At 54.7% G+C, this 26,451-nt stretch carries 25 protein-coding genes and 3 tRNA genes; 12 read left to right on the top strand and 16 right to left on the bottom strand.

Going from position 1 to position 26,451, the window contains the following annotated elements:
* Nucleotide 1: 1 nt before the first annotated feature.
* The 4 genes from AC1MDE_RS19150 (at nt 2) to AC1MDE_RS19135 (ending at nt 772) form a co-directional block, all read left to right on the top strand.
* Nucleotides 2–77, top strand: a tRNA-Val gene (locus tag AC1MDE_RS19150).
* Nucleotides 78–118: 41 nt separating this feature from the next.
* A tRNA-Val gene (locus AC1MDE_RS19145) sits at nt 119–194 on the top strand.
* A gap of 4 nt (nt 195–198) precedes the next feature.
* A tRNA-Lys gene (locus AC1MDE_RS19140) sits at nt 199–274 on the top strand.
* Nucleotides 275–421: 147 nt separating this feature from the next.
* Nucleotides 422–772: a FlxA-like family protein gene (locus AC1MDE_RS19135; RefSeq protein WP_058959063.1), complete on the top strand. Its 351-nt coding sequence runs from the start codon at nt 422–424 to the stop codon at nt 770–772.
* Here the strand turns inward: AC1MDE_RS19135 and AC1MDE_RS19130 are convergent.
* Nucleotides 769–1,689, bottom strand: a complete 921-nt coding sequence (locus tag AC1MDE_RS19130; protein WP_058959064.1) for a LysR family transcriptional regulator — start codon at nt 1,687–1,689, stop codon at nt 769–771. The genes AC1MDE_RS19135 and AC1MDE_RS19130 overlap by 4 nt on opposite strands.
* 99 nt (nt 1,690–1,788) lie before the next feature.
* On the opposite strand from AC1MDE_RS19130, the gene AC1MDE_RS19125 reads away from it, so the two are divergent.
* On the top strand, nt 1,789–2,790 hold the full coding sequence (locus tag AC1MDE_RS19125) for a bile acid:sodium symporter family protein (protein WP_034825889.1): 1,002 nt from the start codon (nt 1,789–1,791) through the stop codon (nt 2,788–2,790).
* A gap of 31 nt (nt 2,791–2,821) precedes the next feature.
* Here AC1MDE_RS19125 and AC1MDE_RS19120 read toward each other — a convergent pair whose 3' ends face one another.
* From AC1MDE_RS19120 to zipA, 3 genes are all read right to left on the bottom strand, one after another.
* Nucleotides 2,822–3,040, bottom strand: coding sequence for a DUF3820 family protein (locus tag AC1MDE_RS19120; protein WP_038645584.1), 219 nt, complete (start codon nt 3,038–3,040; stop codon nt 2,822–2,824).
* A gap of 1 nt (nt 3,041) precedes the next feature.
* Nucleotides 3,042–5,060, bottom strand: coding sequence for an NAD-dependent DNA ligase LigA (ligA, locus tag AC1MDE_RS19115; protein ID WP_058959065.1), 2,019 nt, complete (start codon nt 5,058–5,060; stop codon nt 3,042–3,044).
* 72 nt (nt 5,061–5,132) lie between these two features.
* Nucleotides 5,133–6,125, bottom strand: coding sequence for a cell division protein ZipA (gene zipA, locus AC1MDE_RS19110; RefSeq protein ID WP_058959066.1), 993 nt, complete (start codon nt 6,123–6,125; stop codon nt 5,133–5,135).
* A 217-nt stretch (nt 6,126–6,342) separates the two neighbouring features.
* On the opposite strand from zipA, the gene cysZ reads away from it, so the two are divergent.
* The 5 genes from cysZ (at nt 6,343) to crr (ending at nt 11,290) form a co-directional block, all read left to right on the top strand.
* A complete protein-coding gene (cysZ, locus tag AC1MDE_RS19105; RefSeq protein ID WP_058959067.1) occupies nt 6,343–7,101 on the top strand; it encodes a sulfate transporter CysZ in 759 nt (252 codons plus the stop codon).
* A 140-nt stretch (nt 7,102–7,241) separates the two neighbouring features.
* Nucleotides 7,242–8,213, top strand: coding sequence for a cysteine synthase A (gene cysK / locus AC1MDE_RS19100; protein ID WP_034825880.1), 972 nt, complete (start codon nt 7,242–7,244; stop codon nt 8,211–8,213).
* 386 nt (nt 8,214–8,599) lie between these two features.
* Nucleotides 8,600–8,857, top strand: a complete 258-nt coding sequence (ptsH, locus tag AC1MDE_RS19095) for a phosphocarrier protein Hpr (protein WP_034825876.1) — start codon at nt 8,600–8,602, stop codon at nt 8,855–8,857.
* 159 nt (nt 8,858–9,016) lie between these two features.
* A complete protein-coding gene (gene ptsI, locus AC1MDE_RS19090; RefSeq protein ID WP_058959069.1) occupies nt 9,017–10,744 on the top strand; it encodes a phosphoenolpyruvate-protein phosphotransferase PtsI in 1,728 nt (575 codons plus the stop codon).
* A gap of 42 nt (nt 10,745–10,786) precedes the next feature.
* A complete protein-coding gene (gene crr, locus AC1MDE_RS19085; RefSeq protein ID WP_034825872.1) occupies nt 10,787–11,290 on the top strand; it encodes a PTS glucose transporter subunit IIA in 504 nt (167 codons plus the stop codon).
* A 433-nt stretch (nt 11,291–11,723) separates the two neighbouring features.
* Here crr and AC1MDE_RS19080 read toward each other — a convergent pair whose 3' ends face one another.
* From AC1MDE_RS19080 to AC1MDE_RS19030, 11 genes are all read right to left on the bottom strand, one after another.
* Nucleotides 11,724–13,085 carry an ATP-binding protein gene (locus tag AC1MDE_RS19080; protein WP_479399147.1) on the bottom strand — a complete coding sequence of 454 codons (1,362 nt, stop codon included), beginning with the start codon at nt 13,083–13,085 and terminating at the stop codon, nt 11,724–11,726.
* A complete protein-coding gene (locus AC1MDE_RS19075; RefSeq protein ID WP_034825869.1) occupies nt 13,082–13,762 on the bottom strand; it encodes a response regulator transcription factor in 681 nt (226 codons plus the stop codon). The genes AC1MDE_RS19080 and AC1MDE_RS19075 overlap by 4 nt, the downstream gene beginning before the upstream one ends.
* Before the next feature lie 178 nt (nt 13,763–13,940).
* The gene (gene cysM, locus AC1MDE_RS19070; protein WP_058959071.1) at nt 13,941–14,822 is read right to left on the bottom strand and encodes a cysteine synthase CysM; all 882 of its coding nucleotides are present in this window, start codon (nt 14,820–14,822) and stop codon (nt 13,941–13,943) included.
* Nucleotides 14,823–14,894: 72 nt separating this feature from the next.
* Nucleotides 14,895–15,983, bottom strand: coding sequence for a sulfate/thiosulfate ABC transporter ATP-binding protein CysA (gene cysA / locus AC1MDE_RS19065; protein WP_479399148.1), 1,089 nt, complete (start codon nt 15,981–15,983; stop codon nt 14,895–14,897).
* Entirely contained in the window at nt 15,973–16,845 is an 873-nt protein-coding gene (gene cysW / locus AC1MDE_RS19060; RefSeq protein WP_058959073.1) for a sulfate/thiosulfate ABC transporter permease CysW, read from the bottom strand. The genes cysA and cysW overlap by 11 nt, the downstream gene beginning before the upstream one ends.
* On the bottom strand, nt 16,845–17,678 hold the full coding sequence (cysT, locus tag AC1MDE_RS19055; RefSeq protein WP_480344983.1) for a sulfate/thiosulfate ABC transporter permease CysT: 834 nt from the start codon (nt 17,676–17,678) through the stop codon (nt 16,845–16,847). Before cysT ends, cysW begins: the two co-directional genes overlap by 1 nt.
* Nucleotides 17,678–18,694 carry a sulfate ABC transporter substrate-binding protein gene (locus tag AC1MDE_RS19050; RefSeq protein WP_479400646.1) on the bottom strand — a complete coding sequence of 339 codons (1,017 nt, stop codon included), beginning with the start codon at nt 18,692–18,694 and terminating at the stop codon, nt 17,678–17,680. The genes cysT and AC1MDE_RS19050 overlap by 1 nt, the downstream gene beginning before the upstream one ends.
* A 194-nt stretch (nt 18,695–18,888) precedes the next feature.
* Complete coding sequence (locus tag AC1MDE_RS19045) at nt 18,889–19,785, bottom strand: Dyp-type peroxidase (protein WP_480344982.1); 897 nt, start codon at nt 19,783–19,785, stop codon at nt 18,889–18,891.
* Between the two features lie 96 nt (nt 19,786–19,881).
* Complete coding sequence (locus AC1MDE_RS19040) at nt 19,882–20,502, bottom strand: RpoE-regulated lipoprotein (protein WP_479400644.1); 621 nt, start codon at nt 20,500–20,502, stop codon at nt 19,882–19,884.
* A 63-nt stretch (nt 20,503–20,565) separates the two neighbouring features.
* The gene (locus AC1MDE_RS19035; protein WP_480344981.1) at nt 20,566–21,024 is read right to left on the bottom strand and encodes a DUF2919 domain-containing protein; all 459 of its coding nucleotides are present in this window, start codon (nt 21,022–21,024) and stop codon (nt 20,566–20,568) included.
* Nucleotides 21,025–21,031: 7 nt separating this feature from the next.
* Nucleotides 21,032–21,457, bottom strand: coding sequence for a GNAT family acetyltransferase (locus tag AC1MDE_RS19030; RefSeq protein ID WP_034825851.1), 426 nt, complete (start codon nt 21,455–21,457; stop codon nt 21,032–21,034).
* A 210-nt stretch (nt 21,458–21,667) separates the two neighbouring features.
* On the opposite strand from AC1MDE_RS19030, the gene amiA reads away from it, so the two are divergent.
* Both amiA and hemF read left to right on the top strand, forming a co-directional pair.
* Entirely contained in the window at nt 21,668–22,525 is an 858-nt protein-coding gene (gene amiA, locus AC1MDE_RS19025) for an N-acetylmuramoyl-L-alanine amidase AmiA (protein WP_034825849.1), read from the top strand.
* Nucleotides 22,526–22,572: 47 nt separating this feature from the next.
* Nucleotides 22,573–23,493, top strand: a complete 921-nt coding sequence (gene hemF, locus AC1MDE_RS19020; protein WP_097118566.1) for an oxygen-dependent coproporphyrinogen oxidase — start codon at nt 22,573–22,575, stop codon at nt 23,491–23,493.
* 515 nt (nt 23,494–24,008) lie between these two features.
* On the opposite strand, the gene maeB is transcribed toward hemF, so the two are convergent.
* The gene (gene maeB, locus AC1MDE_RS19015) at nt 24,009–26,288 is read right to left on the bottom strand and encodes an NADP-dependent oxaloacetate-decarboxylating malate dehydrogenase (protein WP_479402484.1); all 2,280 of its coding nucleotides are present in this window, start codon (nt 26,286–26,288) and stop codon (nt 24,009–24,011) included.
* Nucleotides 26,289–26,451 lie beyond the last annotated feature (163 nt).

Raw genomic sequence — 26,451 nt, 5'->3', positions numbered from 1 at the left:
TGGGCGATTAGCTCAGTTGGTAGAGCATCTCCTTTACACGGAGGGGGTCGGCGGTTCGAGCCCGTCATCGCCCACCATATCTTAGTCAGATGACACTCTTGTTAAGCAGTTCCGAAGTGGGCGATTAGCTCAGTTGGTAGAGCATCTCCTTTACACGGAGGGGGTCGGCGGTTCGAGCCCGTCATCGCCCACCACTTCGGGTCGTTAGCTCAGTTGGTAGAGCAGTTGACTTTTAATCAATTGGTCGCAGGTTCGAATCCTGCACGACCCACCAATGTAGAAAGGCGCCCTAAAGGCGCCTTTTTGCTATCTGCGATTTGCCCGTCCTCACAAAACCTTTGCAAACACTTAACGCTTTGTGTGCTCAAGCCGTTTTATCCCCTTGCCGATAACGATAATGGTCTATTGCAAGGAGAAAACCATGTCTACTATCTCAAGTGTTAGCAGTGTCAGTACCGCAAGCAGCGGTAGCGGTTCAACGTCAGAAATTGCCAGCCTGAATAAACAGATTCAAAGCATCACCAAAGAAATTAAAGATTTATCCAGTGATGACTCCCTGACAGATGAGCAAAAATCTGAACAGGAACAGATGTTGCAATCGCAGATTCAGATGATTGAAGCGCAGATTGCACAAATCGAGCAGCAGGCAGCAGAAAAAGCACAACAGAAACAAGAAGCACAGCAGCCCACGACGGAAAGTGCCACCAGCGCCCAGAAAGCCGATGGCATTAACCGTCCGACCGAGACCAATCAGATCAACGTTTACGTCTAAAACGCCGGTTTGAGAGCACGTTGTTGCGCCAGCAGGCCTGCTTGTTGGCGCACTTCCTGCCAGATCGCTTCCGCAGCGGGTGTCAGAGAGCGATTTTTGCGTTTAATCAGCATCAGATTTCGATGGATTTCCGGATAGAGGCGTCGCACCGTCAGTTTCCGCCCCGCCGGCAGCGGTAACGCCAGCGCAGGCAAAATGCTGATGCCAATACCGGCTTCCACCATCGGAAACAGCGTGGCGGGATGACCAATTTCCTGCACCACCTGCACCTGAATCGATAACTGCTGCAGCGCCGCATCCACCAGAAGACGACTTCCTGAAGCATAATCCTGCAAAACCAGGTTGCGCCCCGCCAGCATCGTCCATTCCGCTCGCTCGACCTGGGCCAAAACATCATCCGCATGGCACAACAATAAGAACGGCTCCTGCAAAATCGCTTCGTAATCCAGATCGGCATCCCCTAGCGGCCCGATGACAATGCCAAAATCCACCTCCGCATTACGCACGCTTTGCAGCACTGACTGCTGAGCGCGATCGTGCAGGATGACGCGGATATCCGGATAACGTTGCTGGCTACTCGCCAGACACTGCGGCATCAGATTTGCCGAAGGTGTCTGGCTGGCGGCAACACGTACGGTGCCACTGCGCTGCTCGCCGTAACTGCGCACATCCAGCAGCGTCGTGTTTAACTCCTCCAGCAAACGTTCCAGCCGCGATGCCAGCTGGTGCCCCGCTTCCGTCAGCATCACTTCACGTGTGGTGCGGTCCAGCAAACGCACGCCCATTTCCGCTTCCAGCTCTTTAATACTGTGGCTGACCGCCGACTGGCTGAGCCCAATCGCCTGCCCTGCCTGGCTAAAACTGCCCTGCTGCGCCACAGCCACAAAGGTGCGTAACTGACGTAAGGTGTAATTCATCGATATCGCTCATAGATTGATGCAATAAATCAATTTTATTTCTAAACCTAGCTGGCGCACAATCAGCACCATCTTTTTTATTTTAACCGGATTGTAACAATGGGCTTTTTACGACTCGACCCGATGATGGTCAAACTCATCATCACTGTGCTGTTGGCCAGCTTCATCCCGGCCAAAGGCGGGTTTGTCGATTTCTTTGAATACCTGACCACCGCCGCCATCGCCCTGCTGTTCTTTATGCACGGTGCCAAGTTGTCACGCGAGAAAATCATTGCCGGCAGCAGCCACTGGCGTTTGCATCTGTGGATCATGTGCAGCACTTTCGTGGTGTTCCCGATTCTTGGCTTGCTGCTGGTATGGTGGCATCCGGTGAACGTCGGGCCAGAGATTTATACCGGCTTCATTTATCTGTGTATTCTGCCTGCCACCGTGCAGTCTGCGATTGCCTTCACCTCCATGGCGGGCGGCAACGTTGCGGCTGCGGTCTGTGCCGCTTCGGCATCCAGCCTGCTGGGCGTATTCATCTCGCCGCTGCTGGTGAATCTGGTGATGAACGTCCATAGCGATGCGCCGAGCAACGGTCTGGAGCAGATTGGCAAAATCATGCTGCAACTGCTGGTGCCGTTTGTGATTGGTCATATGTCTCGTCGCTGGATTGGCGGCTGGGTGGAGAAACATCGCAGCCTGATTGGTAAAACTGACCAGACCTCGATTCTGTTAGTGGTCTACTCCGCGTTCAGTGAAGCGGTGGTCAATGGTATCTGGCATCGCGTGGGTGTGGATACGCTGCTGTGGATTCTGGCAGGCAGCGTGCTGATTCTGTTTGTGGCGCTGGCGATTAACCTGGGTGCCTCGCGTCTGTTTGGTTTCAGCCGCGCCGATGAAATCGTGGTGCTGTTCTGTGGTTCGAAAAAGAGTCTCGCCAATGGCGTGCCGATGGCCAATATCCTGTTCCCGGCCAGCTCAGTGGGGATTATCGTGCTGCCGCTGATGATCTTCCATCAGGTGCAGTTGATGGTCTGCTCCTTCATCGCTCAACGCTATAAAGCGGGCAATGAGAAGCGGCTGGCGCAACAGCAAGTTGAAGTACAGAAATCATAAGTAAAATGGCCCGCGATTGCGGGCCATTTTGTTATTCACTGCGCTTGAGGGGTTTAACTAACCCCTGCAATCCTTCAATTTTGATCGCTAAGGTCAGTTGCATCAGCTCGCCTAACTTCCCTGCCGGAAATTCGTTTTTACGCGCAAACCACAGCAGATACTCTTCTGGCACATCAATCAGCATGCGGCCTTTATACTTGCCGAATGGCATGGCGGTATTGGCGATTTCAACCAGCTGATGTTTGTCCACGTTAGGCTCCCAGTAGCCGAATCATTTCCGCTTCGTCGATCACGGGTATACCGAGCTCCTGCGCTTTCGCCAGTTTGGAACCGGCCGCTTCACCGGCAATTAACAAATCCGTCTTCTTCGATACGCTGCCACTGACTTTCGCGCCCAGCGCCACTAAACGTTCTTTAGCATCATCACGGTTCATCTGCGACAGCGAACCGGTCAGCACCACGGTCTTGCCGGCAAATGGGCTGTCGATCTCTTCAACATTTACCACTTCCAGCTGTGGCCAATGCACGCCCACCTCTTGGGTGAGTTCGCGGATGACTTCGCGATTGCTCTCTTCTTCCATAAAGTTGCGCACATGCGCGGCCACGACTTTACCCACGTCCTGCACCGCAATCAGCGCATCCAGATCGGCGTTCATCACCTTCTCAAGATCGCCAAAATGATTGGCCAGATTGGCCGCAGTGGCTTCACCGACTTCACGGATTCCAAGGGCATACAGGAAGCGAGGCAGCGTGGTGAGTTTCGCTTTTTCGAGCGCATCCACCACATTTTGTGCCGATTTCGGCCCCATGCGATCCAGTCCCGTCAGCTTGCCCGCCGTCAGACGGAACAGATCGGCAGGTGTTTGTACGTACTCTTTTTCGACCAGCTGATCGATAATTTTGTCGCCCATGCCGTCAACATCCATCGCACGACGAGAAACAAAATGTTTGAGCGCCTCTTTACGCTGGGCACCACAAATCAGCCCACCGGTACAACGGGTAACGGCTTCGCCTTCCACGCGCTCGACATCCGAGCCACACACCGGGCAATGGCTGGGGAAGACGATTTCACGGGTATCATCCGGACGCTCGGATTCCACTACGTTTACCACCTGCGGAATCACATCACCGGCGCGGCGAATCACCACTTTGTCGCCAATGCGCAGGCCAAGACGCGCGATTTCATCGGCGTTGTGCAGTGTGGCATTACTCACCACCACGCCGGCTACCTGCACCGGCTCCAGACGCGCAACAGGCGTAATCGCGCCGGTACGTCCCACCTGGAATTCAACATCGCGCACGAAGGTCATCTGCTCCTGCGCCGGGAATTTAAAAGCCACGGCCCAGCGCGGGGCGCGGGCGACAAAGCCTAATTGTTCCTGCAGTGCCTGCGAATCGACCTTGATGACCACGCCATCAATATCGAATCCGAGTGTCGGGCGATCCTGCTCAACCTGACGATAAAATTCCAGCACCTCTTCCGCCGTATGCGCGAGGCGAATACGGTCACTGACCGGCAAACCCCAGGCTTTAAATTGCTGCAGACGCTGCCAGTGGCTGGCGGGCATGTCACCGCCTTCCAGCAGGCCGAAACCGTAACAGAAGAAAGTCAGAGAACGTTTAGCGGTAATGCGCGGATCGAGCTGACGTAGCGATCCCGCCGCGGCGTTGCGCGGGTTGGCAAACACTTTCGCGCCGGTGCGACGTGCATCCTCATTGAGTTTCTCGAAGCCCGCTTCGGTCATAAAGACTTCACCACGTACTTCGACACGTGCAGGAATATTGTCGCCGTGCAGGCGCAGCGGAATGGCATGGATAGTGCGCACGTTGGCGGTAATATTCTCGCCCGTGGTGCCATCGCCGCGTGTCGCCGCACGCACCAGCAGTCCATCTTCATACAACAGACTGACCGCCAGGCCATCCAGCTTAAGCTCGCAACAGTAGGTCAGATCGTCGCTGCTTTTCAGGCGATCCTGGACGCGCTTATTGAAGGCAAGGAAACCGGCTTCATCGAAAGTGTTGTCGAGTGACAGCATCGGCACCTCGTGGCGCACCTGTTCGAAGGCGGCCAGCGGTGCTGCTCCCACGCGCTGAGTCGGCGAATCCGGGGTAATGAGATCGGGATGTGCCGCTTCCAGTTCACGCAATTGCTGCATCAGTCGGTCATATTCTGCATCCGGAATTTCCGGCGTATCCATCACGTGATAGAGGTACTCATGGTGACGTAACGAGGTGCGCAGCGCGGTGATCTGCTCCTGAACCGATTTCATAGTGTTTTATCCGATAAAAAACCCCCGACATGCGGGGGTTGTTTCGTTAATATTTGATTTTGTTCGCGGCTATCAGCCGATAACTTCGCGAATACGCGCTTTATAAGTTTCCAGCTTCTGTGGCGTCATCATGCGACGCTCATCATCCAGCACAACCCCGCCGACATCGTCCGCAATACGCTGGGCAGATTGCAGCATCAGCTTGAAGTTTTGGTTCGCATCGCCATACGACGGCACCATCATAAAGATGGAGATACCTGGCGTGCTGAAATCGCCCATGGTGTCGGGATTAAAGGACCCCGGTTTCACCATATTTGCCAGACTGAACAACACAGGACCGCTGCCCGCTGGGCTCAGGTGACGATGGAAAATATTCATCTCACCAAACTGGAAGCCCGCTTGCAAAATACCCTGCAACAGAGCTTCACCGTTCAGTTCGCCACCGGCGTGGGCAGCAACATGCAACACCAGTACCGCTTCATTTTTTCTCTGGGTAGAAGCAGCAGACTGTTTTGGTTCATCGTGTGCAACCGGCGCTTCTTCTTCGTATTCGGGCTCTTCAGCGGCCTGGAACTCAGGCGCAGGCTGCGTGGCAGAAAGTGGCTCGTTATCCAGTAAGGGATCGGCCTGAACGGAGTGAGGCTGCGGTTGTGGCTGCGGCGCAGGTCTAACCACCGGCGGTTGTGGCGCAGGTGCAGGCTGGCGCACTTCCGGCTCATCATCCAGCAGCGGATCACCCATCAATGGGGTTTCATGACGCGGGAATGGCTGACGCGCAGGTTCAGGCGCACGTGGCGCGCTGACAGGCTTAGTCACAGGTGCGTCGAATTCGGGTTCGACATGCGCGTCACGATTGCGACGGACACGCACTTCGCCGACACCATCATCATCTTCTTCGCTCAGCAGATCTTCATCCGCTTCTTCGCGCTGTTTCAGACGTTTGTGCGGGCGATCGCGAAACACGGAAGAGCGCTCTTTACGGCTGGTCCACAGTCCGTGAAGTAGCAACGCTATTATGGCGATCGCGCCAACAACGATTAATATCAGACGCAAATCCTGCATCATTGTATTCTCTGTTGTTCCAATACCTTGCCACCACGGCAAACTTTATCCTCTAACTGTATTTGCCCAGCTAAACAAGTGCAAGTCTGTGCAGTATTTTCTGACAAATAAGATAGCTGCCCCACGCTTTTTTGCTGATTTTTCGCGCAAAGTGCGCCTGCCACCGACAAAAAGCCAGGTTATGATGTTCGCGCCGCCACATAAAGGAGAAAGGCTCGCTATGCCCGTTGAGAAATCGCCCTCATCATTAAATGGTATTCATTACTTTGCCGAAGGCTGGAGACTGGTACGTCTGCCTGGCATTCGTCGTTACGTCATTATTCCTCTGCTGGTGAACATTTTGCTGCTGGGAGGCGCCTTTATCTGGCTGTTTCAACGGCTCGGAGAGTGGATTCCGGCCTTGATGTCGCACATCCCTGATTGGCTACAGTGGCTCAGTTATTTGCTGTGGCCGCTTTCCGTCATATCGATTGTGCTGGTATTCAGCTACTTCTTCTCCACCATCGCGAACTGGATTGCCGCCCCCTTTTGTGGGTTGCTGGCCGAGCAGCTGGAAGGCCGCCTCACCGGTCACCCGCTGCCGGATAGCGGTTGGATGGCGATGGTTAAAGATATCCCGCGCATCATGAAGCGCGAATTACAGAAGCTTGGCTACTATTTACCGCGTGCACTGGGACTGCTGCTGCTTTACTTTATCCCCGGTTTTGGACAAACGGTGGCACCGGTATTATGGTTTCTGTTTAGCGCGTGGATGCTGTCGGTGCAGTACTGCGACTATCCGTTTGATAACCACAAAGTGAGTTTTCAGCAGATGCGCAGTGCGTTACGTCAGCATAAAACGGCGAACATGCAATTTGGCGCGCTGGTCAGTTTGTTCACCATGATTCCGATTCTGAACCTGGCTATCATGCCGGTGGCCGTATGTGGCGCGACTGCGATGTGGGTTGATCGCTACCGCCTACAGCATGCACGTCACTAAAGCTTCAAAAAGCCTTATGCTTTTTTGCGTAAGGCTTATGGTTGTGGGCTATATAGATATGCGATTTCTTTCCTTCCGCACACCGGAAGAACAGGTATGCTCTGAGGGTTCCCAATATTTCATACAGTTAAGGACGAGCTATGAGTAAGATCTATGAAGACAACTCTCTGACAATTGGTCATACGCCGCTGGTTCGACTGAACCGCATTGGTAATGGACGCATCCTGGCGAAGGTCGAATCGCGTAACCCGAGCTTCAGCGTCAAATGCCGTATCGGTGCCAATATGATTTGGGACGCAGAAAAACGCGGAATCTTAAAGCCGGGCGTTGAACTGGTTGAGCCAACCAGCGGTAACACCGGTATTGCACTGGCTTACGTGGCCGCCGCTCGCGGTTATAAACTCACGCTGACCATGCCAGAGACCATGTCTGTTGAACGTCGCAAGCTGCTGAAAGCACTGGGCGCGAATCTGGTGCTGACCGAAGGCGCAAAAGGTATGAAAGGTGCCATTGCTAAAGCCGAGGAAATCGTTGCCAGCGATCCGGATAAATTTGTGCTGTTGCAGCAGTTCAGCAATCCGGCTAACCCGGAGATCCATGAGAAAACCACCGGCCCGGAAATCTGGGAAGACACCGACGGTGAAGTGGATGTGTTCATTGCGGGCGTGGGCACCGGCGGCACGCTGACAGGCGTGAGCCGTTACATCAAGAACACCAAAGGCAAAAAAGACTTAATCACCGTCGCGGTAGAGCCGACTGACTCTCCGGTCATCGCTCAGGCTATCGCTGGCGAAGAGATCAAGCCGGGCCCACACAAAATTCAAGGCATCGGTGCAGGTTTCATCCCCGGCAACCTTGACCTGAAATTGGTTGATCGGGTTGTCGCCATCACCAACGAAGAAGCCATCAGCACCGCGCGTCAGCTGATGGAAGAAGAAGGCATTCTGGCCGGTATCTCTTCAGGTGCGGCAGTGGCTGCAGCACTGAAGCTGCAGGAAGACGAAGCATTCGCCAATAAGAATATCGTGGTGATCCTGCCCTCCTCTGGCGAGCGCTATTTAAGCACCGCCCTGTTTGCCGATCTGTTCACTGAAAAAGAGCTGCAGCAGTAACCGCCATAGTCTGAAAACGATGAAAAAAGCACCCGAATGGGTGCTTTTTTGTGGCGCAGATCTCACTTTTATCACCAGACAGATTGATTTCAATGACGCGGCTCTGGTATTTAAGCTCCCAATTATTTCGGTGCCTGAAATTAATCTGGCTTTGAAGTGGATCAAGCTGAATGGAATTACTGATTTGGCGAAACGGCGAATCACGGCATACTTATCAAGGTGACCTTTTCGCACAGTTTTTGATCTGCTGCTGAAAGACGCACATTACTAAGCGCATTTTTTGGTCAGCTTAATGCCACACCAGCGCACCTATACAGGCTAAAGTGACGGCTCCAGGCTAGACTTTAGATCCATAACACCAAACCTGATAAAGTTGGGGAAATAGAATGTTCCAGCAAGAAGTTACCATTACCGCACCTAACGGCCTTCATACCCGTCCTGCAGCTCAGTTCGTGAAAGAAGCTAAGGCTTTCCAGTCAGACATCACTGTGACCTCTAATGGCAAATCTGCCAGCGCGAAAAGCCTGTTCAAACTGCAGACTCTGGGTCTGACTCAGGGTACGGTTGTTACGCTGTCTGCTGAAGGTGAAGATGAGCAGCAAGCGGTTGAGCACCTGGTGAAACTGATGGCTGAGCTGGAGTAATTCCGCTCAGGCAAGCAACTAAACTGACTCCTTTGCCCCATTGAGTGCAAATATCTTGATCGCGGACAACCTGTCCGCGTTCTTGCTTCCTTAGAGTACTGTTCCGCGACAGTGGCAACGCATTGGGTCAATGAGCCATCGTGATTAAAAGGTAGGGTTATGATTTCAGGCATTTTAGCATCACCGGGTATCGCTTTCGGCAAAGCACTTCTGCTGAAGGAAGATGAGATCGTCATCAGCCGTAAAAAAATTACTGACGATCAGGTTGAGCAAGAAGTTCAACGCTTCCTTGATGGACGTGGCAAAGCGGCAGTACAGCTCGAAGCCATCCGTGTCAAAGCCGGTGAAACCCTCGGTGAAGAGAAAGCGGCGATCTTTGAAGGTCACATCATGCTGCTCGAAGACGAAGAGCTTGAGCAGGAAATCATCGACCTGATTAAGAAAGATCACGTAACGGCTGACGCTGCGGCGTACTCTGTCATTGATGGCCAGGCCAAGGCGTTGGAAGAACTCGACGACGAATACCTGAAAGAACGTGCGGCTGACGTACGTGACATCGGTAAGCGTCTGCTGCAAAACATCCTCGGTCTGCATATTGTCGACCTGGGTGCTATCGCAGAAGAATCTATTCTGGTGGCGAAAGATTTAACGCCGTCAGAAACCGCACAGCTGAACCTGAAGAAGGTGCTGGGCTTTATCACCGATATCGGTGGCCGTACCTCGCATACGTCCATCATGGCGCGTTCTCTGGAGATCCCAGCGATTGTCGGTACTGGTAACGTCACCACGCAAATCAAAAACGGTGACTTCCTGATTCTTGATGGCGTGAATAACAAGATTTACGTTAATCCTACCGATGCAGAACAAGAAGAACTGAAAGCGATTCAGACGCAATACCTGTCTGAAAAGCACGAACTGGCGAAACTGAAAGATTTGCCCGCCATCACCCTGGACGGCCATCAGGTGGAAGTGTGCGCCAACATCGGTACCGTACGCGATGTCGCCGGTGCAGAGCGCAACGGTGCGGAAGGCGTGGGCCTGTATCGTACCGAATTCCTGTTTATGGACCGAGATTCACTGCCCACTGAAGAAGAGCAGTTCCAGGCTTACAAAGCGGTGGCGGAAGCCATGGGTTCTCAGGCTGTTATCGTGCGTACCATGGACATCGGCGGCGATAAAGACCTGCCGTACATGAACCTGCCAAAAGAGGACAACCCGTTCCTCGGCTGGCGTGCGATTCGTATCGCCATGGACCGCAAAGAGATTCTGCATGCTCAGCTGCGCGCTATCCTGCGTGCCTCTTCCTTCGGCAAACTGCGCATCATGTTCCCGATGATCATTTCGGTGGAAGAAGTGCGTGCACTGAAGGCCGAACTGGAGCTGCTGAAAACCCAGCTGCGCGAAGAAGGCAAAGCCTTTGATGAGACCATTGAAGTGGGCATTATGGTGGAAACACCGGCTTCAGCGGTGATTGCGCGCCATCTGGCGAAAGAAGTCGACTTCTTTAGTATTGGGACAAATGACCTGACGCAGTATACTCTGGCGGTCGATCGTGGTAATGATTTGATTTCACACCTCTATAACCCAATGACGCCATCTGTTTTGGGCCTCATCAAGCAAGTGATCGACGCATCACATGCCGAAGGGAAATGGACCGGCATGTGTGGTGAGCTGGCTGGTGATGAACGTGCTACACTACTGTTACTGGGAATGGGGCTGGACGAATTCAGCATGAGTGCCATTTCAATCCCGAGCATCAAGAAGATTATTCGTAATACTAATTTCGAAGATGCGAAGGCATTGGCGGAGCAGGCTCTGGCTCAACCCACAGCGGAAGATTTAATGAACCTGGTGAACAAGTTCATTAAAGAAAAAACGCTCTGCTGATCCACGAGACGCTGGCCCCAAATTACTGCTTAGGAGAAGATCATGGGTTTGTTTTCTAAACTTTTTGGCGAAAAATCAGAGAGCGCGTCAGGGACTATTGATATCGTTGCGCCTCTGTCAGGCGAAATCGTGAATATCGAAGACGTACCTGATGTGGTATTTGCTGAGAAAATCGTGGGTGATGGTATCGCCATTAAACCGACTGGCAACAAAATGGTTGCACCGGTTGATGGTACCATTGGCAAGATTTTTGAGACCAACCACGCCTTTTCAATCGAATCTGACAACGGCATTGAGCTGTTCGTCCACTTCGGTATCGATACGGTTGAACTGAAAGGTGAAGGCTTTAAACGCATCGCCGAAGAAGGCCAGAAAGTGAAAAAAGGCGATGTGGTGATCGAGTTTGATCTGCCACTGCTGGAAGAGAAAGCAAAATCCACGCTGACGCCGGTTGTGATCTCGAACATGGACGAAATCAAAGATCTGATCAAACTCTCCGGTCAGGTAACTGTGGGTGAAACCCCGGTTATCCGCATCAAGAAGTAAGCAGCGTCTGGATAGTAAAAACGGCACCCAATGGGTGCCGTTTTTGTTTGTGTTGCTGGCTGGTACTGCAAGGGTGAGGACGAGGTGGGCGGTGGCGTTAGGGCTAGTGCGGTGGCGTTAGGGATGGTGCGGTGGCGTTAGGGCTAGTGCGGTCGGTCAGGACGACCGGGCAGATCGCAAAGACGGCATAAACCATCCCTGGGCCTCGTCCCTCGCCTTCCATGGCGAGGGACGCTTTGCTCCTCTGCCCGGTCGTCCTGCCCTACTCCACATAGTGCGTGCTGCTTTTTACTGCGTTAGATGCACGGCTTAGTGCGAATAGCTTCGTAGTATGAGTCGCAATGCATTGCGCGCTTGCCTGTGCTAACCGGACTGCATGGGCGCGCTGCTATGGATTCACAAGAACGCGGTTAGATTGTGAGCGCTTAAGCCTTCAGTCTTGCTTCCAGCGCGGCAGTCGTAACGTTAGCTCTAAGCCACCCTCAGGGCGATTGACCGCCTGTACCTCACCGTGGTGCGCCAGAATCACCTTACGCACGATAGAGAGCCCTAAGCCGTATCCTTTGCCCATCAGTGGCGAATTAACGCGTACGAAGGGATCGAAGATGCTGGAAAGCTTTTCGTCGTCAACACCCGGGCCCTGATCGCGCACGCGAATCGCCAGCCATTGGTTCTCCGCCTGTAGCCTCACGCTGATATGCTGGCCTTTGTGCGAGAAACGCAGTGCATTACGCAGCACATTTTCCACACCACGACGAATCAACTCAGCATTGCCGTGCACGGTGTAATCGGCGTTCTCCTCCACCTGAAAATCGACTTTTACCCCCGGAATCTGTGCCTCATAGCGCACGTCCGTGACCACCGCGTGCAGCAGGCCAGTGAGATCGAAATACTGCTCACCCGGCATACTTTCATGTTCCGCACGCGACAGCGTCAGCAATTCGCCAATCATCTTGTCGAGACGACGCGCTTCTTCATCGATGCGGTTCAGAGAGGATTCCACTGATTCCGGCGTTTGCCGCGCCAGACCGGTCGCCAGTTGCAGGCGCGCCAGCGGTGAACGCAGTTCGTGGGAGATGTCGTGCAATAATTCCTCACGCGCCTTCACCAGCGTATCGAGGCGCTCCACCATGGCATCAAAGTCTTGCGCCACGCTGGAGAGTTCATCATGACGACGGCGCATCACCGGATAGAGTCGCACCGACAAATCGCCGCTGGAGACGCGCGCAAAGCCTTCACGCAGCTGGCGCATTGGGCGCGTCAGGTTCCAGGCCAGTAGTAAGCTGAACAGTAATCCTAGCGCCCCGGCAAAGGTGAACATCGGCTCTGGAATGTTGAGGATACGTCGCGGGCCACCGCCGCCCATCGAACTATCTTCGCGCAATCCTTTAACGTCGTAACGCAGCTCGTACTCTTTGCCATCCTGCCCTTTCACCCAACGGACGATGATATCCGGGAACGGACCATGGAAGGGTTCACTGAAGGTTTCCGGCGGCGCATTGCCAGGTGTAGCGGCAGGTTTTTCATGCTGGATGACCGAAAAAAACTGGCGGTCGTTGGGTTCCCAATCGGCCATCATATCATCCAGTGAACTCGGTCCGCCGCGCTCCAATACAGAAACCGCAGATGCCATCTGTAAATTCACAATACGACGGATAGCCACAATTTCAGGTGGCTCGTGACGATTACCGGAAAGCGTAAAACCAAGCCACAGCAGCTGGCTGATGATGACAAATACGATCCAGAAGCCCAGTAAGATCTTCCAGAACATGCGGCCGCGGTAGCTGTGTTTCATCGAATGCGATAACCAATACTGCGCACAGTTTCAATGTTGATGCTGTCGGCGGTGAGCGCGGCCAGCTTCTGGCGGATATTGCTGATGTGCACATCCACGCTGCGATCGTAAGCTTCACGCGGACGACCGAGCCCTTTCTCTGACAGTTCATCCTTCGACACCACGCGATCGGGCGCACGCAGCAGCAGATCCAGCAGGTTGAACTCCGAGGCGGTCAGATCAAAGGCTTTGCCCTGCCATTCGGTGATGCGCGTGGCCGGATTCAGGCTCAGCTCACCCCAGCGCAGCAGTTCTTTTTTGTCCTGAACCGGTGCCTGATCTTCGAAACGACGCAGTACGGCACGCAGACGCGCCACCAGCTCACGCGGGTAGCATGGCTTTGGTACATAATCATCCGCACCCATTTCCAGGCCGATAACGCGATCGATATTGTCGCCTTTGGCGGTTAACATAATCACCGGCAAACGGCTGTTCTGGCGCACCTGACGCAGCACATCAATACCGCTCATATCCGGCAGCATAATGTCGAGAATCATCGCGGTATAGTTGCCCGACAGCGCCCCTTCAATCCCGGCGGTTCCGGTTAAAACCAGTTGCGTTTCAAAGCCTTCCGCAATCAGGTACTGGCTCAGCATGGTGCCAAGTTCTACATCGTCATCAACAAGCAGAATTTTCATCTTTATCTCTCGTACAAAATTGCCGCTATTTTGGCCTGAGTTGGCAATGAGCGCAGCCGATTTTACTCGATCCTTACAGTGCCAACACCAGAGGATTATCAGGGAGACTATAGACAAAAATGGCCCGGTCGCACCACAACAGCACGCGCAGGCCAGATAAAATGCGGGGAAGAGAAGATCAGTGGAACACGCCGGTGGAGAGATAGCGGTCACCGCGATCGCAAACTATCGCCACCACGACACTGCCGGGATGGGCATTAGCGATGCGCAGCGCACCGGCCACCGCGCCACCGGAACTCACGCCGCAGAAAATCCCTTCACGTTGCGCTAACGCACGCATGGTTTCCTCGGCTTCCCGCTGTGCCATATCGATGACCTCATCCACTAATTCAGGACGGAAAATCCCCGGCAGATAAGCCTCGGGCCAGCGACGAATGCCCGGAATACTGCTGCCTTCCTGCGGCTGTAAACCAATGACTTTCACCGCTGGCGCAAACTCTTTCAGATAGCGACCGACGCCAGTGATAGTGCCCGTGGTGCCCATACTGGAGACAAAATGGGTCATGCGGCCCTGCGTCTGCTGCCAGATTTCCGGGCCGGTGGTGAGATAGTGGCCGAGGGGATTGTCGGGATTATTGAACTGATCCAACACCCGGCCCTCACCGCGATCGGCCATCTCTTGCGCTAAATCGCGTGCGCCTTCCATGCCCTGTTCGCGCGTCACCAGAATCAATTCCGCGCCGTAGGCACGCATCGCGTCCTGCCGCTCCTGGCTCATGTTATCCGGCATCAGCAGGCGTAACTTATAGCCTTTCATCGCCGCGATCATCGCCAGAGCGATACCGGTATTGCCACTGGTGGCCTCAATCAGGGTATCGCCCGGATTGATGTCACCGCGCAGTTCCGCCTGGTGAATCATCGACCAGGCCGCACGATCTTTTACCGAACCGGCCGGATTATTGCCTTCCAGCTTTAACCAGATTTCACTGCCGTTATCGGGCGTCAGGCGTTGCAGCCTGATCAACGGCGTATTACCGATGGTATTTTCCAGTGTGGTCACGGTTTGATTCCAGACAGAAGAGAGGCAAATAAATCGGGCGGGAAAGTCCCGCCCGAAGGAGTGTCAAAAATATCAGGCGCTTTCGGCAAAGGCAACCGGACGCAGCGGCGTCGTGCCGTTGTACAGTCGTGCCTGCTGCAGGCCAACAAACAGGCGTTCACCGCGAATCGGAGCGGTGTGATCGCCGTCATAGACCACGGAGAAGGCCTCACCCTGCCAGCCGATCGGCTGCACCACTAATTGCCAGAAGTGGCCGCGTGGGCTGATCTCCAGCACCTGCACCGGCAGCGGCGTTTCCAGGCTGCTCTGACGCGAGATATCCACTTCCCACGGGCGCAGGAACAACTCGACTTCACCCTGATGTGCGGGCGTATAACCCAATGGCCAGCGATGTGCCCCCACATGGAATTGCGAACCGTGCACTTCACCGTCAAAGCGATTCACTTCGCCGAGGAACTCCAGCACAAAGCGGGTGGCCGGTTCCTGCCAGACTTCATCCGGCGTGCCGACCTGTTCGATATTGCCCTGGCTCATCACCACCACGCTGTCAGCGACTTCCATCGCCTCTTCCTGGTCATGCGTCACAAACACGCTGGTAAATTTCAACTCTTCATGCAACTGACGCAGCCAGCGACGCAGCTCTTTACGCACCTGCGCATCCAGCGCGCCGAAAGGTTCATCGAGCAACAGAATTTGTGGTTCCACTGCCAGCGCGCGCGCTAAGGCCACACGCTGCTTCTGTCCACCCGAAAGCTGCGCCGGGAAACGATTGGCGAGATGCGCCAGCTGCACCATTTCCAGCAGGCGCGTCACACGCTGTTTGATTTCAGCGGCGGATGGGCGTTCACGACGCGGCAGTACGGTCAAACCAAAGGCGATGTTGTCGAACACCGTCATGTGGCGGAACAGCGCATAGTGCTGGAACACAAAGCCAACCTGACGGTCACGCGCGTGAATGCGGCTGACATCTTTGCCGTGGAAATGAATTTGTCCGCTGTTCTGATGCTCCAGTCCGGCGATAATACGCAGCAGCGTGGTTTTACCCGAGCCTGACGGCCCCAGCAATGCCACCATCTTACCGGTAGGAATATCCAGTGAGATATCGTTCAGCACCGGGGTGCGGCCGAACGCTTTGTTAATTTGTTTGATCTCAATGCTCATGATTTTCCTCCTGTTGGCGCTTCTGCTGATGCTCTAATCGCCACTGCACGATGCTCTTCAGAAACAGCGTCAAAATGGCCATCAGGGTCAACAGCGCAGCCGCAGTAAAAGCGCCAACCGTGTTGTAATCCTGATGCAGTAATTCAACCTGAAGCGGTAAGGTGTAGGTCTCACCGCGAATCGATCCCGAGACCACCGAGACCGCACCAAACTCACCAATGGCACGGGCGTTGGTGAGCACCACGCCGTACATCAGCGCCCAGCGAATGTTTGGTAACGTCACGCGACGGAACATCTGCCAGCCCGATGCGCCTAACAGCACCGCGGCTTCATCTTCATTGCTGCCCTGGCTCAACATCACCGGCACCAGCTCACGCACCACAAACGGACAGGTGACAAAAATGGTGGCCAGCACCATGCCCGGCCAGGCAAACATAATCTGGATGTTGTGCGCATCCAGCCAACTTCCCGCCGGGCCGTTGATGCCCCAGAACAGCAGATACATCAGCCCCGCCACCACCGGTGACACGGCAAAAGGAATATCAAACAGCGTCAGCAGCAGTTGGCGGCCAGGGAAAGTAAAGCGCGTTACCAGCCATGCCAGCAGCGTACCGAACACCAGATTGACCGGCACGGTAATCAGCGCCACCAGAATCGTCAGCCAGATGGCGTGCAGCATGTCACCATCTTTTAAATTAGAGAGCGAGGCAATAACCCCCTGGCTCAGGGCTTCCCAAAAGATGGAGATCATCGGGACCACCAGCAGCAGGAAAGAGACCAGCGCGCCCACGCCAATCAGCAGCCATTTCCCCCAGTTCACCGGCTGACGCTCAGCGTGATTAATCTGCGAAATCTCCGCCATTAGTGGCCTCCTAAGCGACGGCCAAAGCGGCTCTGCAAGGTGTTAATCGCGAACAGCAACAGCAGCGAAGCGGCCATGATGACCGAGGCGATAGCACTGGCCGCCGGATAATCAAACTCTTGCAGGCGAACAAAAATCATCAGCGAGGTGACTTCGGTTTTCCACGCGATGTTACCCGCAATAAAGATAACCGCACCAAACTCACCCAGGCTGCGCGTGAAGGATAACGCCGTGCCCGCTAACAGCGCGGGCGCCACCTCTGGCAGCACCACACGGCGGAAGCTCTGCCACGGTGTCGCACCCAGCGTTTCAGCCGCTTCTTCATATTCCGGGCCTAACTCTTCCAGCACTGGTTGCACGGTGCGCACCACAAACGGGATGCTGGTGAAGGCCATCGCCACCGCAATGCCCAGCCAGGTGTAAGAGACTTTAATATCAAAATGAGCCAGCCATTGCCCATACCAACCACTCACCGAGAACAGACCGGCCAGCGTCAGACCGGCAACGGCGGTAGGCAATGCAAACGGCAGATCCATCAAGCCATCCAGTAACGCGCGGCCAGGGAAGCGGTAACGCGTCAGAATCCACGCCATTAACATGCCAAAGAACGCATTGAAGATGGACGCCACGCCCGCTGACAACAGCGTGACTTTATACGCCGCAATCAGCTGTGGATTGGTGACCACATCCCAATATTGTGCCAGTGTCATGTTGGACAGTTGCATCAGCAGTGCGCTGATCGGCAACAGCAGGATCAGGCAAGTAAACATCAGGCTGGTGCCGAGGCTGAGACCGAACCCTGGCAGCACGCGCTTTTGCGCTAAAGCAAACATCAACCGCGCCCCGCTGCCAGTAATTTATCCAGCTCACCGCCGCTGGCAAAATGGGTTTTCATCACGTTATCCCAGCCGCCAAAGGCATCCTGCACATTAAACAGCGCGGTCTGCGGGAAGCGATCTTTCTGTTCCGCCATCAGCTGTGGATTGTTCACGCGATAATAGAAACCGGTAATGATTTTCTGCGCCTCAGGGGAATAGAGGAAGTTCAGATAGGCTTTGGCCGCGTCAGCGGTGCCGTTGTGCTCGACGTTTTTGTCGACCCACGCCACCGGAAACTCCGCCAGAATATTGGTCTTAGGCACGATGACTTCGTAGTCATCTTTGCCGTACTGATTGCGGATGTTGTTCACTTCCGATTCGAAGCTGATCAGCACATCCCCTAAACCGCGTTCGGCGAAGGTGGTCGTCGCGCCACGGCCGCCGGTATCAAACACCTCGACGTTTTTCAGGAATTTCGTCATAAAGGCTTCGGTTTTGGCTTTATCCTTGCCGTCAGCCTGGTCGGCTGCGCCCCAGGCGGCCAGATAGGTATAACGGCCATTACCGGAGGTTTTTGGATTCGGGAATACCAGCTTCACGTTGTCTCGTGCCAGATCCGACCAATCATGGATCTGCCTAGGGTTCCCTTTGCGTACCAGAAACGCCATGGTGGAGTAAAACGGTGAGCTGTTGTTCGGCAGACGGGCTTGCCAGTCGGCTGGAATCAGGTTGCCTTTATCATGCAACACCTGCACATCCGTCACCTGGTTGTAAGTCACCACGTCCGCGCGCAGGCCCTGCAAGATAGCCAGTGCCTGTTTTGATGACCCGGCATGCGATTGTTTGATCGTCAGCTTGTCATTGGGATGTGCAGCATTCCACTGTTGTTCAAATGGCGCATTCAGGGCAACAAACAGCTCGCGCGAGACATCATAAGAGCTGTTCAGCAGCTCTGTTGCCTGCGCTGCACCGGCTAACGCCAGTGACAAAGCGATTCCGCTCATCCATTTTTTCGCAATCGGAAGTGTCATGCTGCACCCTGCTCGTCGGCGAAATCGCCAATGCCATTAGATGCTGTCAGTGTATTTATAACTCAGGGCAAACCAGTAACGGTTTTATATATCGTTTGGGGATTTCAAAGTCTAAAAAGGCATAAGACGGCGGGAGAGATTATGCAACAGACGGGATTAGTGGTGAGCGGCACGCAAGGCCGCTCACTGGCGTATTACAGCGCTTGCAGGACATCCAGTGCAGGCGCAAAGAAGTAGCTGCCCGTTACCGGCTTAGTGAAGCGCAGCATCGCATCCATTTTGCCGTCACGTTCGCCGAACATGCTCAGCAGTTGCTGCTCGATGTTATACAAGCGGTTGCAGTACGAGATAAAATACAGGCCATGAGTGCCGCTGGCCGAACCATACGGCAGGCTCTGGCGCAGAATCTTCAGCCCTTTGCCCTCTTCTTTCAAATCAACGCGGCTGAGATGCGAGGTGGCGGGACGTTGATCGCCCGGCAACTCTTCATTATCCACTTTGGTGCGGCCAATAATCGCTTCCTGCTTTTCCACTGCCATACGATTCCACAGTTTGAGATTGTGCTCCCAGCGCTGAGTGAAAACATAGCTGCCACCGGCATCCGGGCCTTCAGCAATAATTGCCACCTGCTGACGCGCCTCGCCTTGCGGGTTTTCCGTGCCATCAACAAAGCCGGAAAGATCGCGCTCTTCCACCCAGCGGAAGCCGTGGGTCTCTTCTTCAATATTCACGGCGTTAGCAAAGGCCGCTAATGCCGCCTGTGCCAGCGAGAAATTCACGTCATGACGCAGAGATTGGATATGGATAAGCAGATCGCGTTGCGTGGCGGGTGCAATGCCTTTGCCCAATGGGGAGAAGGCTTTCAATTCTGGCGCTGAATCCGCACCTTGCAGATCGCGCCACAGCGCATCGCCAAAGGCGATCACCGCGCCCAGTCCGGCATCGGCAAATTTCTGTTGCAGCGCATCGAGTTGTTGCAGGAAGGTTTTGCTCCCCTGGAGGACAGCATCGAGATCGCCCGTAATACGAGCTTCTAGCCAAATGGCGAAACGGCGGTGTTCCAACAGGATCCCGCTCTGGAATCGAGACATTGCACTGCTCTCCGGCATGAAAGTTAGGACGATTTTTCGCCCATATCATACCGGAAAGCCACACAGTGATTGTGCGTTAACGCAATTATTTTTTGCTTAGCGCTGCCAGACGATTTTGCTGATTTTCCAGCTTTTCAAGGTGTCGTCAGCCGGCATCAATCCCTCTGGTCCATGCCCTTCGCCGGTGTAGACATAAGAGATGTGCTGACTGCCCGGAGCACGGCACTCAACATCGCGCGCATCTAATCCGGTAGTGAGTTTGCAGTTGTCGAAGGCTTTGCTGAATTTGGCGCTAAACAGATCGCCAATCTTGCTGCCGTCTGCACTCTTTGCATCGGCATCCATCACTTCAACGCGTTCAACGCTGCTCTGGCCGTTGATCACCAGTTTCACTTTGCCATCTTCCAGCGCCTGCCAGAAATCAACCACCTGACCATCCTGCGTGCGCATACCCTGACGCAGCTGATAATCATTGTTTAACGCTTTACCGATCGCCGCTTCTGACATCGGGGTGGTGCTGCTTAAGCCTGCCACACCTTGTTCGGTCACGGTTAACGAGCCGCCAAACCAGTTCATTGGATTGAGTGCCGACCAGTGATAACTCAGCGGATTATACCAATGGCTTTCGCTCGCGCTGGAGGCGGTAGAGGAACCTGAACTGGCGCAACCTGCCAGCATCATGGCGCTAACCAGCAGTGCGGGACGAACAACTTTCATGAATGCTCCTTGATCTCTTGTGCCGATTGGCGTGCCTGTTGGAGTCGCAAACCGGCAAAAAGTTTATTCGGTGTGATGTTCCGGCAGAAAACAGTCGCGCAGGCGCTGATGGGTTTGCAGCCAGACCAGCGCCAGCAAGTCAAACAGGGTTAACAACAGCGGCAGCGGGGAATCAGGAAAAGCGCCTTGCCAAAGACCGTAGCCCTGCGACAGCAGGCTGATCAACAACGACACACTTAGCACATGCCGCCAACTCTGCCACAGTCGCGGCCAGCGTTGACGATAGCCGGTCAACAGTAAGCCCATCGCCGCCGGAATGCCCAGCGCCAATCCAATCCAAAAGCTCTGACGATCGGGATAGAACAGCGCCAGCAGATCGTTACCCTGCTGACGAGATGCGCCCGCCATCACCAGCAATAACCAGGTTCGCGCCTGCAATAACAGAATCAGCCAGAAAAGAAACGGCAGCCGTAGCTGCCCTTTTGCATCGTATTCATCTGGCAAATATTTCAGCCCCATCATCGGCGGCTTAATATTCGCGGTCTTCGATTAAACGTTTACCCAGCAACACCGAATCCACAGGCTCGTAATCGAGTTTCTCGTAGAAGGCGAGAACCTGATCATTCTCTTCGCGCACCATCAGATTAATCTTCGGACAGCCACGCGCGATTAACTTTTTCTCCAGGCGATTCATCAGCGCATTAGCAAATCCGCGCCCCTGATAATCGGGATGCACCGCCAGATAGTAGACCGATCCGCGATGGCCATCGTAACCGCCCATCACCGTGCCGACCACTTCGCCGCCGACTTCCGCCACCAGAAAAAGCTCCGGATCGTGGTTCATTTTACGTTCGATATCCAGTTCCGGATCGTTCCACGGACGTAACAGATCGCAACGCTCCCAGAGCGTGATCACTTCTTCAAAATCTTCCTGGCGGAATGAGCGGATTTCCATCGGCGTTACCCTGCTATTAAGCACAATTCGCTGATTATCACGCATTCTTTGTCAGGCGCAACCCTCCCACCGCGCAACGGTGGAAAAAAACGGCTAAATTGCTGTTAGTAACGTGTAATACAAAGTAATGCGCTGAAATGGTTGTGAAGTCGCCGCAAGGCAGTTGTTACGATATAACACTGGGCAGGATTTTCTGTCAGGGACCCCAATATGAGTAAAATTTCACTGCTGAAGCGGCTGACCAATCGCCGCCAGTTGATTCTCTCTGGCCTGGCGCTGGCGGTGCTGTCACCGCGCGCGGTCATGGCGAAAGAAGAGAGCGCCGATTTGCGCGTCAGCAAAGGTCACACGCCGCCGAAGCCGGCCACTAACGGCAAACGCATCGTGATGATCGATCCGGGCCACGGCGGCATTGATTCGGGCGCGGTGGGCGAAGAAGGCTCGGAAGAGAAGCACATCGTACTGGCAATCGCCAACACCGTGCGTACGCTGTTGCAAAATCACCCTAAAGTGGAAGTGCGACTGACGCGAGAAAGCGATCACTTTATCCCGCTGTATCAACGCGTGGAGATCGCGCATCAGCACGGCGCCAACCTGTTTATGTCGATTCATGCCGATGGTTACACCAGCCCGGATGCCAACGGCGCGTCGGTATTCGCCCTGTCGAATCGCGGCGCCAGTAGTGCCATGGCGCGCTATATGTCACAGCGTGAAAACGATGCCGATAAGGTCGGCGGCGCGGAAGTGCAGGAGAAAGATAACTACCTGAACCAGATTCTGTTCGACCTGGTGCAAACGGACACTATCCGCAATAGTCTGACGCTGGGCAAACACGTCCTGGATCAGATTCGCCCGGTGCATCATCTGCACAGCCAGCACACCGAGCAGGCAGCGTTTGCGGTGTTGAAGTCACCTTCAATCCCGTCGGTGCTGGTCGAAACCTCGTTTATTACCAACCCGCGTGAAGAGCAATTGCTGGGCACCACCGCCTTCCGCCAGAAGATCGCCAGCGCGATTGCCGATGGCATCGTCAATTACTTCAACGAGTACGATCGTCGCCAGGCATAGCTTTTTCCTGTGGTAGAATCGCGGCAAATTTCCGGAACGAGTGACTCATGAGCAATCCCGATATTTCCCGCGTCAAAGCGTTTTTATTGACACTACAGGATGAAATTTGCGCCCAGCTGGCCGCTGCCGATGGTACAGCGACCTTCGCCGAAGATGACTGGCAGCGCCCAGGCGGCGGCGGCGGACGCAGCCGCGTTCTGCGCAACGGCGCGGTGTTTGAGCAGGCAGGCGTGAATTTTTCGCACGTGCACGGCGATCAGATGCCCGCCTCTGCCACCGCACATCGCCCTGAACTGGCCGGCCGCAGTTTTGAAGCGATGGGCGTGTCACTCGTCGTCCACCCGGAAAATCCGTACATCCCCACCAGTCATGCCAACGTGCGTTTCTTTATTGCCGAGAAGCCGGGTGCCGATCCCGTATGGTGGTTCGGCGGCGGTTTCGATCTCACGCCCTATTACGGTTTCGAAGAGGATGCGCTGCACTGGCATCAAACCGCGTTTGACCTGTGCCAGCCGTTTGGTGAAGACGTCTATCCGCGCTACAAAAAATGGTGTGACGACTATTTCCACCTCAAGCATCGTAATGAACAGCGCGGCATCGGCGGGCTGTTTTACGATGACCTGAATACGCCAGACTTTGATCACTGCTTCGATTTTATGCAGGCAGTGGGCAAGGGTTATCTGGATGCCTATTTACCGATTGTCGCGAAGCGCAAGGCGCTGCCATGGGGCGATCGCGAACGTCAGTTCCAGCTCTATCGTCGCGGGCGTTATGTCGAATTCAATCTGGTGTGGGATCGCGGCACGCTGTTCGGCCTGCAAACCGGCGGCCGCACCGAATCGATTTTGATGTCGATGCCGCCATTGGTGCGCTGGGAATATGATTATCAAACCGAAGCTGGCACGCCAGAAGCGGCACTCTACAGCGATTTCTTGCCGGTGAAGGATTGGCTGGGATTGGGTGAATAGTTCTCTTGCATAGCAGATGTTAAGGCTGGCAGGTGGATTTGATGGTATGCCTTCTGGGCTGCGGATAACGCTGTTTGGGATCGCTTGTTGGATCTAAAGTTAGCGCTGTCTGGGGCCGCTTGGGGGCTGGCGGTCCCAGCCTGCTGTTAAACTTCATTACGTGCTGTTGAAAAGAGTACAACCTTTCCGGCATAGAGCCTCCCTTCAACAAAACTAACCGAAGCGCTCACGCATTTTGCCGAAAAGGGCACAAATGTTGATGGCCTTAGCCCCTCTGCTGCTGCAAGGGCTATCCGCAGCGCTGAGGCTTTTACGTTGGGCCAGGAGATCCACGCAGGGATGCGTGGATCAGTTCGGGGCCGACCAGGGATGGTCGATCCCCGAACGGTCCGTCGGCACGACGTGGAAGCCGAGGGCACCGCGTTAGCGGCGCGAGGACTGCCCGGCAGCAGCAGAGGGGCTAAGGCCCGCACCAACACCCTCCCTGGCCTTTAGCCCTTAACCACGTCATCACCTCACAACGGCTCGGTCTGCGCCTCCACTACCGCTAACGCCACCATATTCACAATGCGCCGAACCGATGCAATCCGCGTCAATACATGCACCGGCTTGCTGATCCCCATCAACACCGGCCCCACCGTCACGCCTTCCGAGCACGACACACGCAACAGGTTATAACTAATACGCGCCGCTTCCACGTTCGGCATAATCAGCAAATTAGCCGTGCCTTTCAGCGGACTGTCGGGCATCAGTTCACGGCGGATACTCTCCACCAACGCCGCATCGCCGTGCATCTCACCGTCGATCTCCAGTTCCGGCGCACGGCTTTGAATCAGCGCCAACGCCTCGCGCATTTTACGCGCCCCCGGCGCATTAGACGTGCCAAAGCTGGAGTGCGACAGCAGCGCCACGCGCGGTTCAATACCAAAGCGACGCACCGTTTCGGCCGCCAGCAATGTGATATCCGCCAACTGTTCCGCACTGGGATCTTCATTCACATAGGTATCTGCAATAAAAGTGTTACCGCTTGGCAGCAGCAGCGCGTTCATTGCCCCAGCGACCTTCACGTCGTCGCGGAAACCAAACACCTTCTCCACCACATCGTAATGCTCGCGGTAATCGCCAATGGTGCCGCAAATCAACGCATCGGCTTCGCCACGATGCACCATGATCGCACCGATCAAGGTCGGATTGCCGATCACCGCGCGCTGAGCGGTTTCAGGCGTCACACCGCGCCGTTTCATGATCTGGTAATACTCGTTCCAGTACTCTTTAAAGCGCGGGTCGGACTCGTTATTGACGATCTCAAAATCCTTGCCCGCTTCAATCTTCAATCCTTGCTTCTGGATACGCATCGCAATCACATTTGGGCGACCAATCAGAATCGGCTTCGCCAGCCCCAGCGACACCAGCTCTTGCGTCGCATGCAGCACCCGCACCTCCTCTCCTTCGGCCATCACCACGCGTTTCGGATCTTTGCGTGCCTGCGAGAAAATCGGCTTCATAAACAGGTTGGTTTTATACACAAACTCGGTGAGCTGCTCACGATAGGCATCGAAATCGGCGATCGGCCGCGTCGCCACGCCGGATTCCATCGCCGCTTGCGCCACAGCAGGCGCGATCTGCACAATCAAACGCGGATCGAACGGTTTCGGGATCAGATATTCCGGTCCAAAACTCAAATCCTGATCGTCGTAAGCTGATGCCACCACATCGCTCTGCTCGGCCTGTGCCAGCGCTGCAATCGCATGCACCGCCGCCAGTTTCATCTCTTCGTTAATTGCCGTGGCACCCACATCCAGCGCCCCGCGGAAAATAAACGGGAAACAGAGCACGTTGTTCACCTGATTAGGGAAATCCGAGCGTCCGGTGCAGATAATCGCATCCGGCCGTACCTCTTTGGCCAGCGGCGGCATGATCTCCGGTTCGGGATTGGCGAGCGCCAGAATGAGTGGATTGGGTGCCATTTTCTTCACCATCTCTGGCGTCATCGCTTTCGGACCCGAGCAGCCAAGGAAGATGTCCGCACCGGCAATCACCTCATCCAGCGTACGCGCGCCTTTATCTTCTATGGCGTACTCGGCTTTGGTCGGCGTCATATTGGGTTCACGATCGCGGTAAATCACCCCTTTGGAATCACACACCACAATGTTGTGCTTCTGCATGCCGAGCGCCACCAGCAAATTCAGGCAGGCAATGGCTGATGCGCCCGCCCCAGACACCACCAGCCGCACATCTGAGATGGCCTTTTTCACGATGGTCAAACCGTTTAGCACCGCCGCAGTACAGATAATCGCGGTCCCGTGCTGATCATCGTGAAACACCGGAATCTTCATGCGCTCACGCAATTTCTGCTCAATGTAAAAGCACTCAGGCGCTTTGATATCTTCAAGGTTGATGCCGCCAAAGGTCGGCTCCAGCGCGGCAATCACCTCAATCAACTTATCCGGGTCCAGCTCATCCACTTCGATATCGAACACATCAATGCCGGCGAATTTCTTGAACAATACTCCTTTGCCTTCCATCACCGGCTTACCGGCCAGCGCACCGATATTGCCGAGACCGAGCACTGCCGTACCGTTCGAAATCACCGCCACCAGATTGCCGCGTGCGGTGTATTTGTGCGCCGCCAACGGATCGGCAGCAATCTCGAGGCAAGGTGCCGCCACACCCGGCGAATAGGCCAGCGCTAAATCACGCTGCGTCGCCAGCGGTTTGGTGGGGGAAACCTGAATTTTTCCGGGAGTGGGATATTGGTGGAAATCGAGCGCGCTTTGCTTGAGTTGATCGTCCATTTGGCATCCTTTGGCACGGCTGAAAAACCACCAGTATAGGAATCTGCGGCACAAAAGAGGGTGAAGGCGCTCAAAGAACGAGGGCACAGATTGCCACGGCTTCGCCTGCGGCTTTGGCGCAGCCTGCTATTCTTAATGTTGGCAAAACACGTAGCTGAACCGA

The organism is Pantoea folii (assembly GCF_056678875.1).
The sequence above is the reverse complement of the archived record's forward strand: the minus strand, read 5'-3'. Positions and strand labels throughout refer to the sequence as shown.

What these genes read in the sequence shown, in the direction of transcription:
- ptsH (WP_034825876.1), top strand. Translation starts at nt 8,600, where the DNA reads ATGTTCCAGCAAGAAGTTACCATTACCGCACCTAACGGCCTTCATACC.
- AC1MDE_RS19050 (WP_479400646.1), bottom strand. Translation starts at nt 18,694, where the DNA reads ATGACACTTCCGATTGCGAAAAAATGGATGAGCGGAATCGCTTTGTCA.
- AC1MDE_RS19030 (WP_034825851.1), bottom strand. Translation starts at nt 21,457, where the DNA reads ATGGAAATCCGCTCATTCCGCCAGGAAGATTTTGAAGAAGTGATCACG.
- cysZ (WP_058959067.1), top strand. Translation starts at nt 6,343, where the DNA reads ATGCCCGTTGAGAAATCGCCCTCATCATTAAATGGTATTCATTACTTT.
- AC1MDE_RS19075 (WP_034825869.1), bottom strand. Translation starts at nt 13,762, where the DNA reads ATGAAAATTCTGCTTGTTGATGACGATGTAGAACTTGGCACCATGCTG.
- AC1MDE_RS19035 (WP_480344981.1), bottom strand. Translation starts at nt 21,024, where the DNA reads ATGATGGGGCTGAAATATTTGCCAGATGAATACGATGCAAAAGGGCAG.
- ligA (WP_058959065.1), bottom strand. Translation starts at nt 5,060, where the DNA reads ATGAAATCGGTTCAGGAGCAGATCACCGCGCTGCGCACCTCGTTACGT.
- cysW (WP_058959073.1), bottom strand. Translation starts at nt 16,845, where the DNA reads ATGGCGGAGATTTCGCAGATTAATCACGCTGAGCGTCAGCCGGTGAAC.
- AC1MDE_RS19135 (WP_058959063.1), top strand. Translation starts at nt 422, where the DNA reads ATGTCTACTATCTCAAGTGTTAGCAGTGTCAGTACCGCAAGCAGCGGT.
- AC1MDE_RS19080 (WP_479399147.1), bottom strand. Translation starts at nt 13,085, where the DNA reads ATGAAACACAGCTACCGCGGCCGCATGTTCTGGAAGATCTTACTGGGC.
- hemF (WP_097118566.1), top strand. Translation starts at nt 22,573, where the DNA reads ATGAGCAATCCCGATATTTCCCGCGTCAAAGCGTTTTTATTGACACTA.
- cysA (WP_479399148.1), bottom strand. Translation starts at nt 15,983, where the DNA reads ATGAGCATTGAGATCAAACAAATTAACAAAGCGTTCGGCCGCACCCCG.
- AC1MDE_RS19125 (WP_034825889.1), top strand. Translation starts at nt 1,789, where the DNA reads ATGGGCTTTTTACGACTCGACCCGATGATGGTCAAACTCATCATCACT.
- crr (WP_034825872.1), top strand. Translation starts at nt 10,787, where the DNA reads ATGGGTTTGTTTTCTAAACTTTTTGGCGAAAAATCAGAGAGCGCGTCA.
- amiA (WP_034825849.1), top strand. Translation starts at nt 21,668, where the DNA reads ATGAGTAAAATTTCACTGCTGAAGCGGCTGACCAATCGCCGCCAGTTG.
- AC1MDE_RS19045 (WP_480344982.1), bottom strand. Translation starts at nt 19,785, where the DNA reads ATGTCTCGATTCCAGAGCGGGATCCTGTTGGAACACCGCCGTTTCGCC.
- AC1MDE_RS19130 (WP_058959064.1), bottom strand. Translation starts at nt 1,689, where the DNA reads ATGAATTACACCTTACGTCAGTTACGCACCTTTGTGGCTGTGGCGCAG.
- maeB (WP_479402484.1), bottom strand. Translation starts at nt 26,288, where the DNA reads ATGGACGATCAACTCAAGCAAAGCGCGCTCGATTTCCACCAATATCCC.
- zipA (WP_058959066.1), bottom strand. Translation starts at nt 6,125, where the DNA reads ATGATGCAGGATTTGCGTCTGATATTAATCGTTGTTGGCGCGATCGCC.
- AC1MDE_RS19040 (WP_479400644.1), bottom strand. Translation starts at nt 20,502, where the DNA reads ATGAAAGTTGTTCGTCCCGCACTGCTGGTTAGCGCCATGATGCTGGCA.
- cysK (WP_034825880.1), top strand. Translation starts at nt 7,242, where the DNA reads ATGAGTAAGATCTATGAAGACAACTCTCTGACAATTGGTCATACGCCG.
- ptsI (WP_058959069.1), top strand. Translation starts at nt 9,017, where the DNA reads ATGATTTCAGGCATTTTAGCATCACCGGGTATCGCTTTCGGCAAAGCA.
- cysT (WP_480344983.1), bottom strand. Translation starts at nt 17,678, where the DNA reads ATGTTTGCTTTAGCGCAAAAGCGCGTGCTGCCAGGGTTCGGTCTCAGC.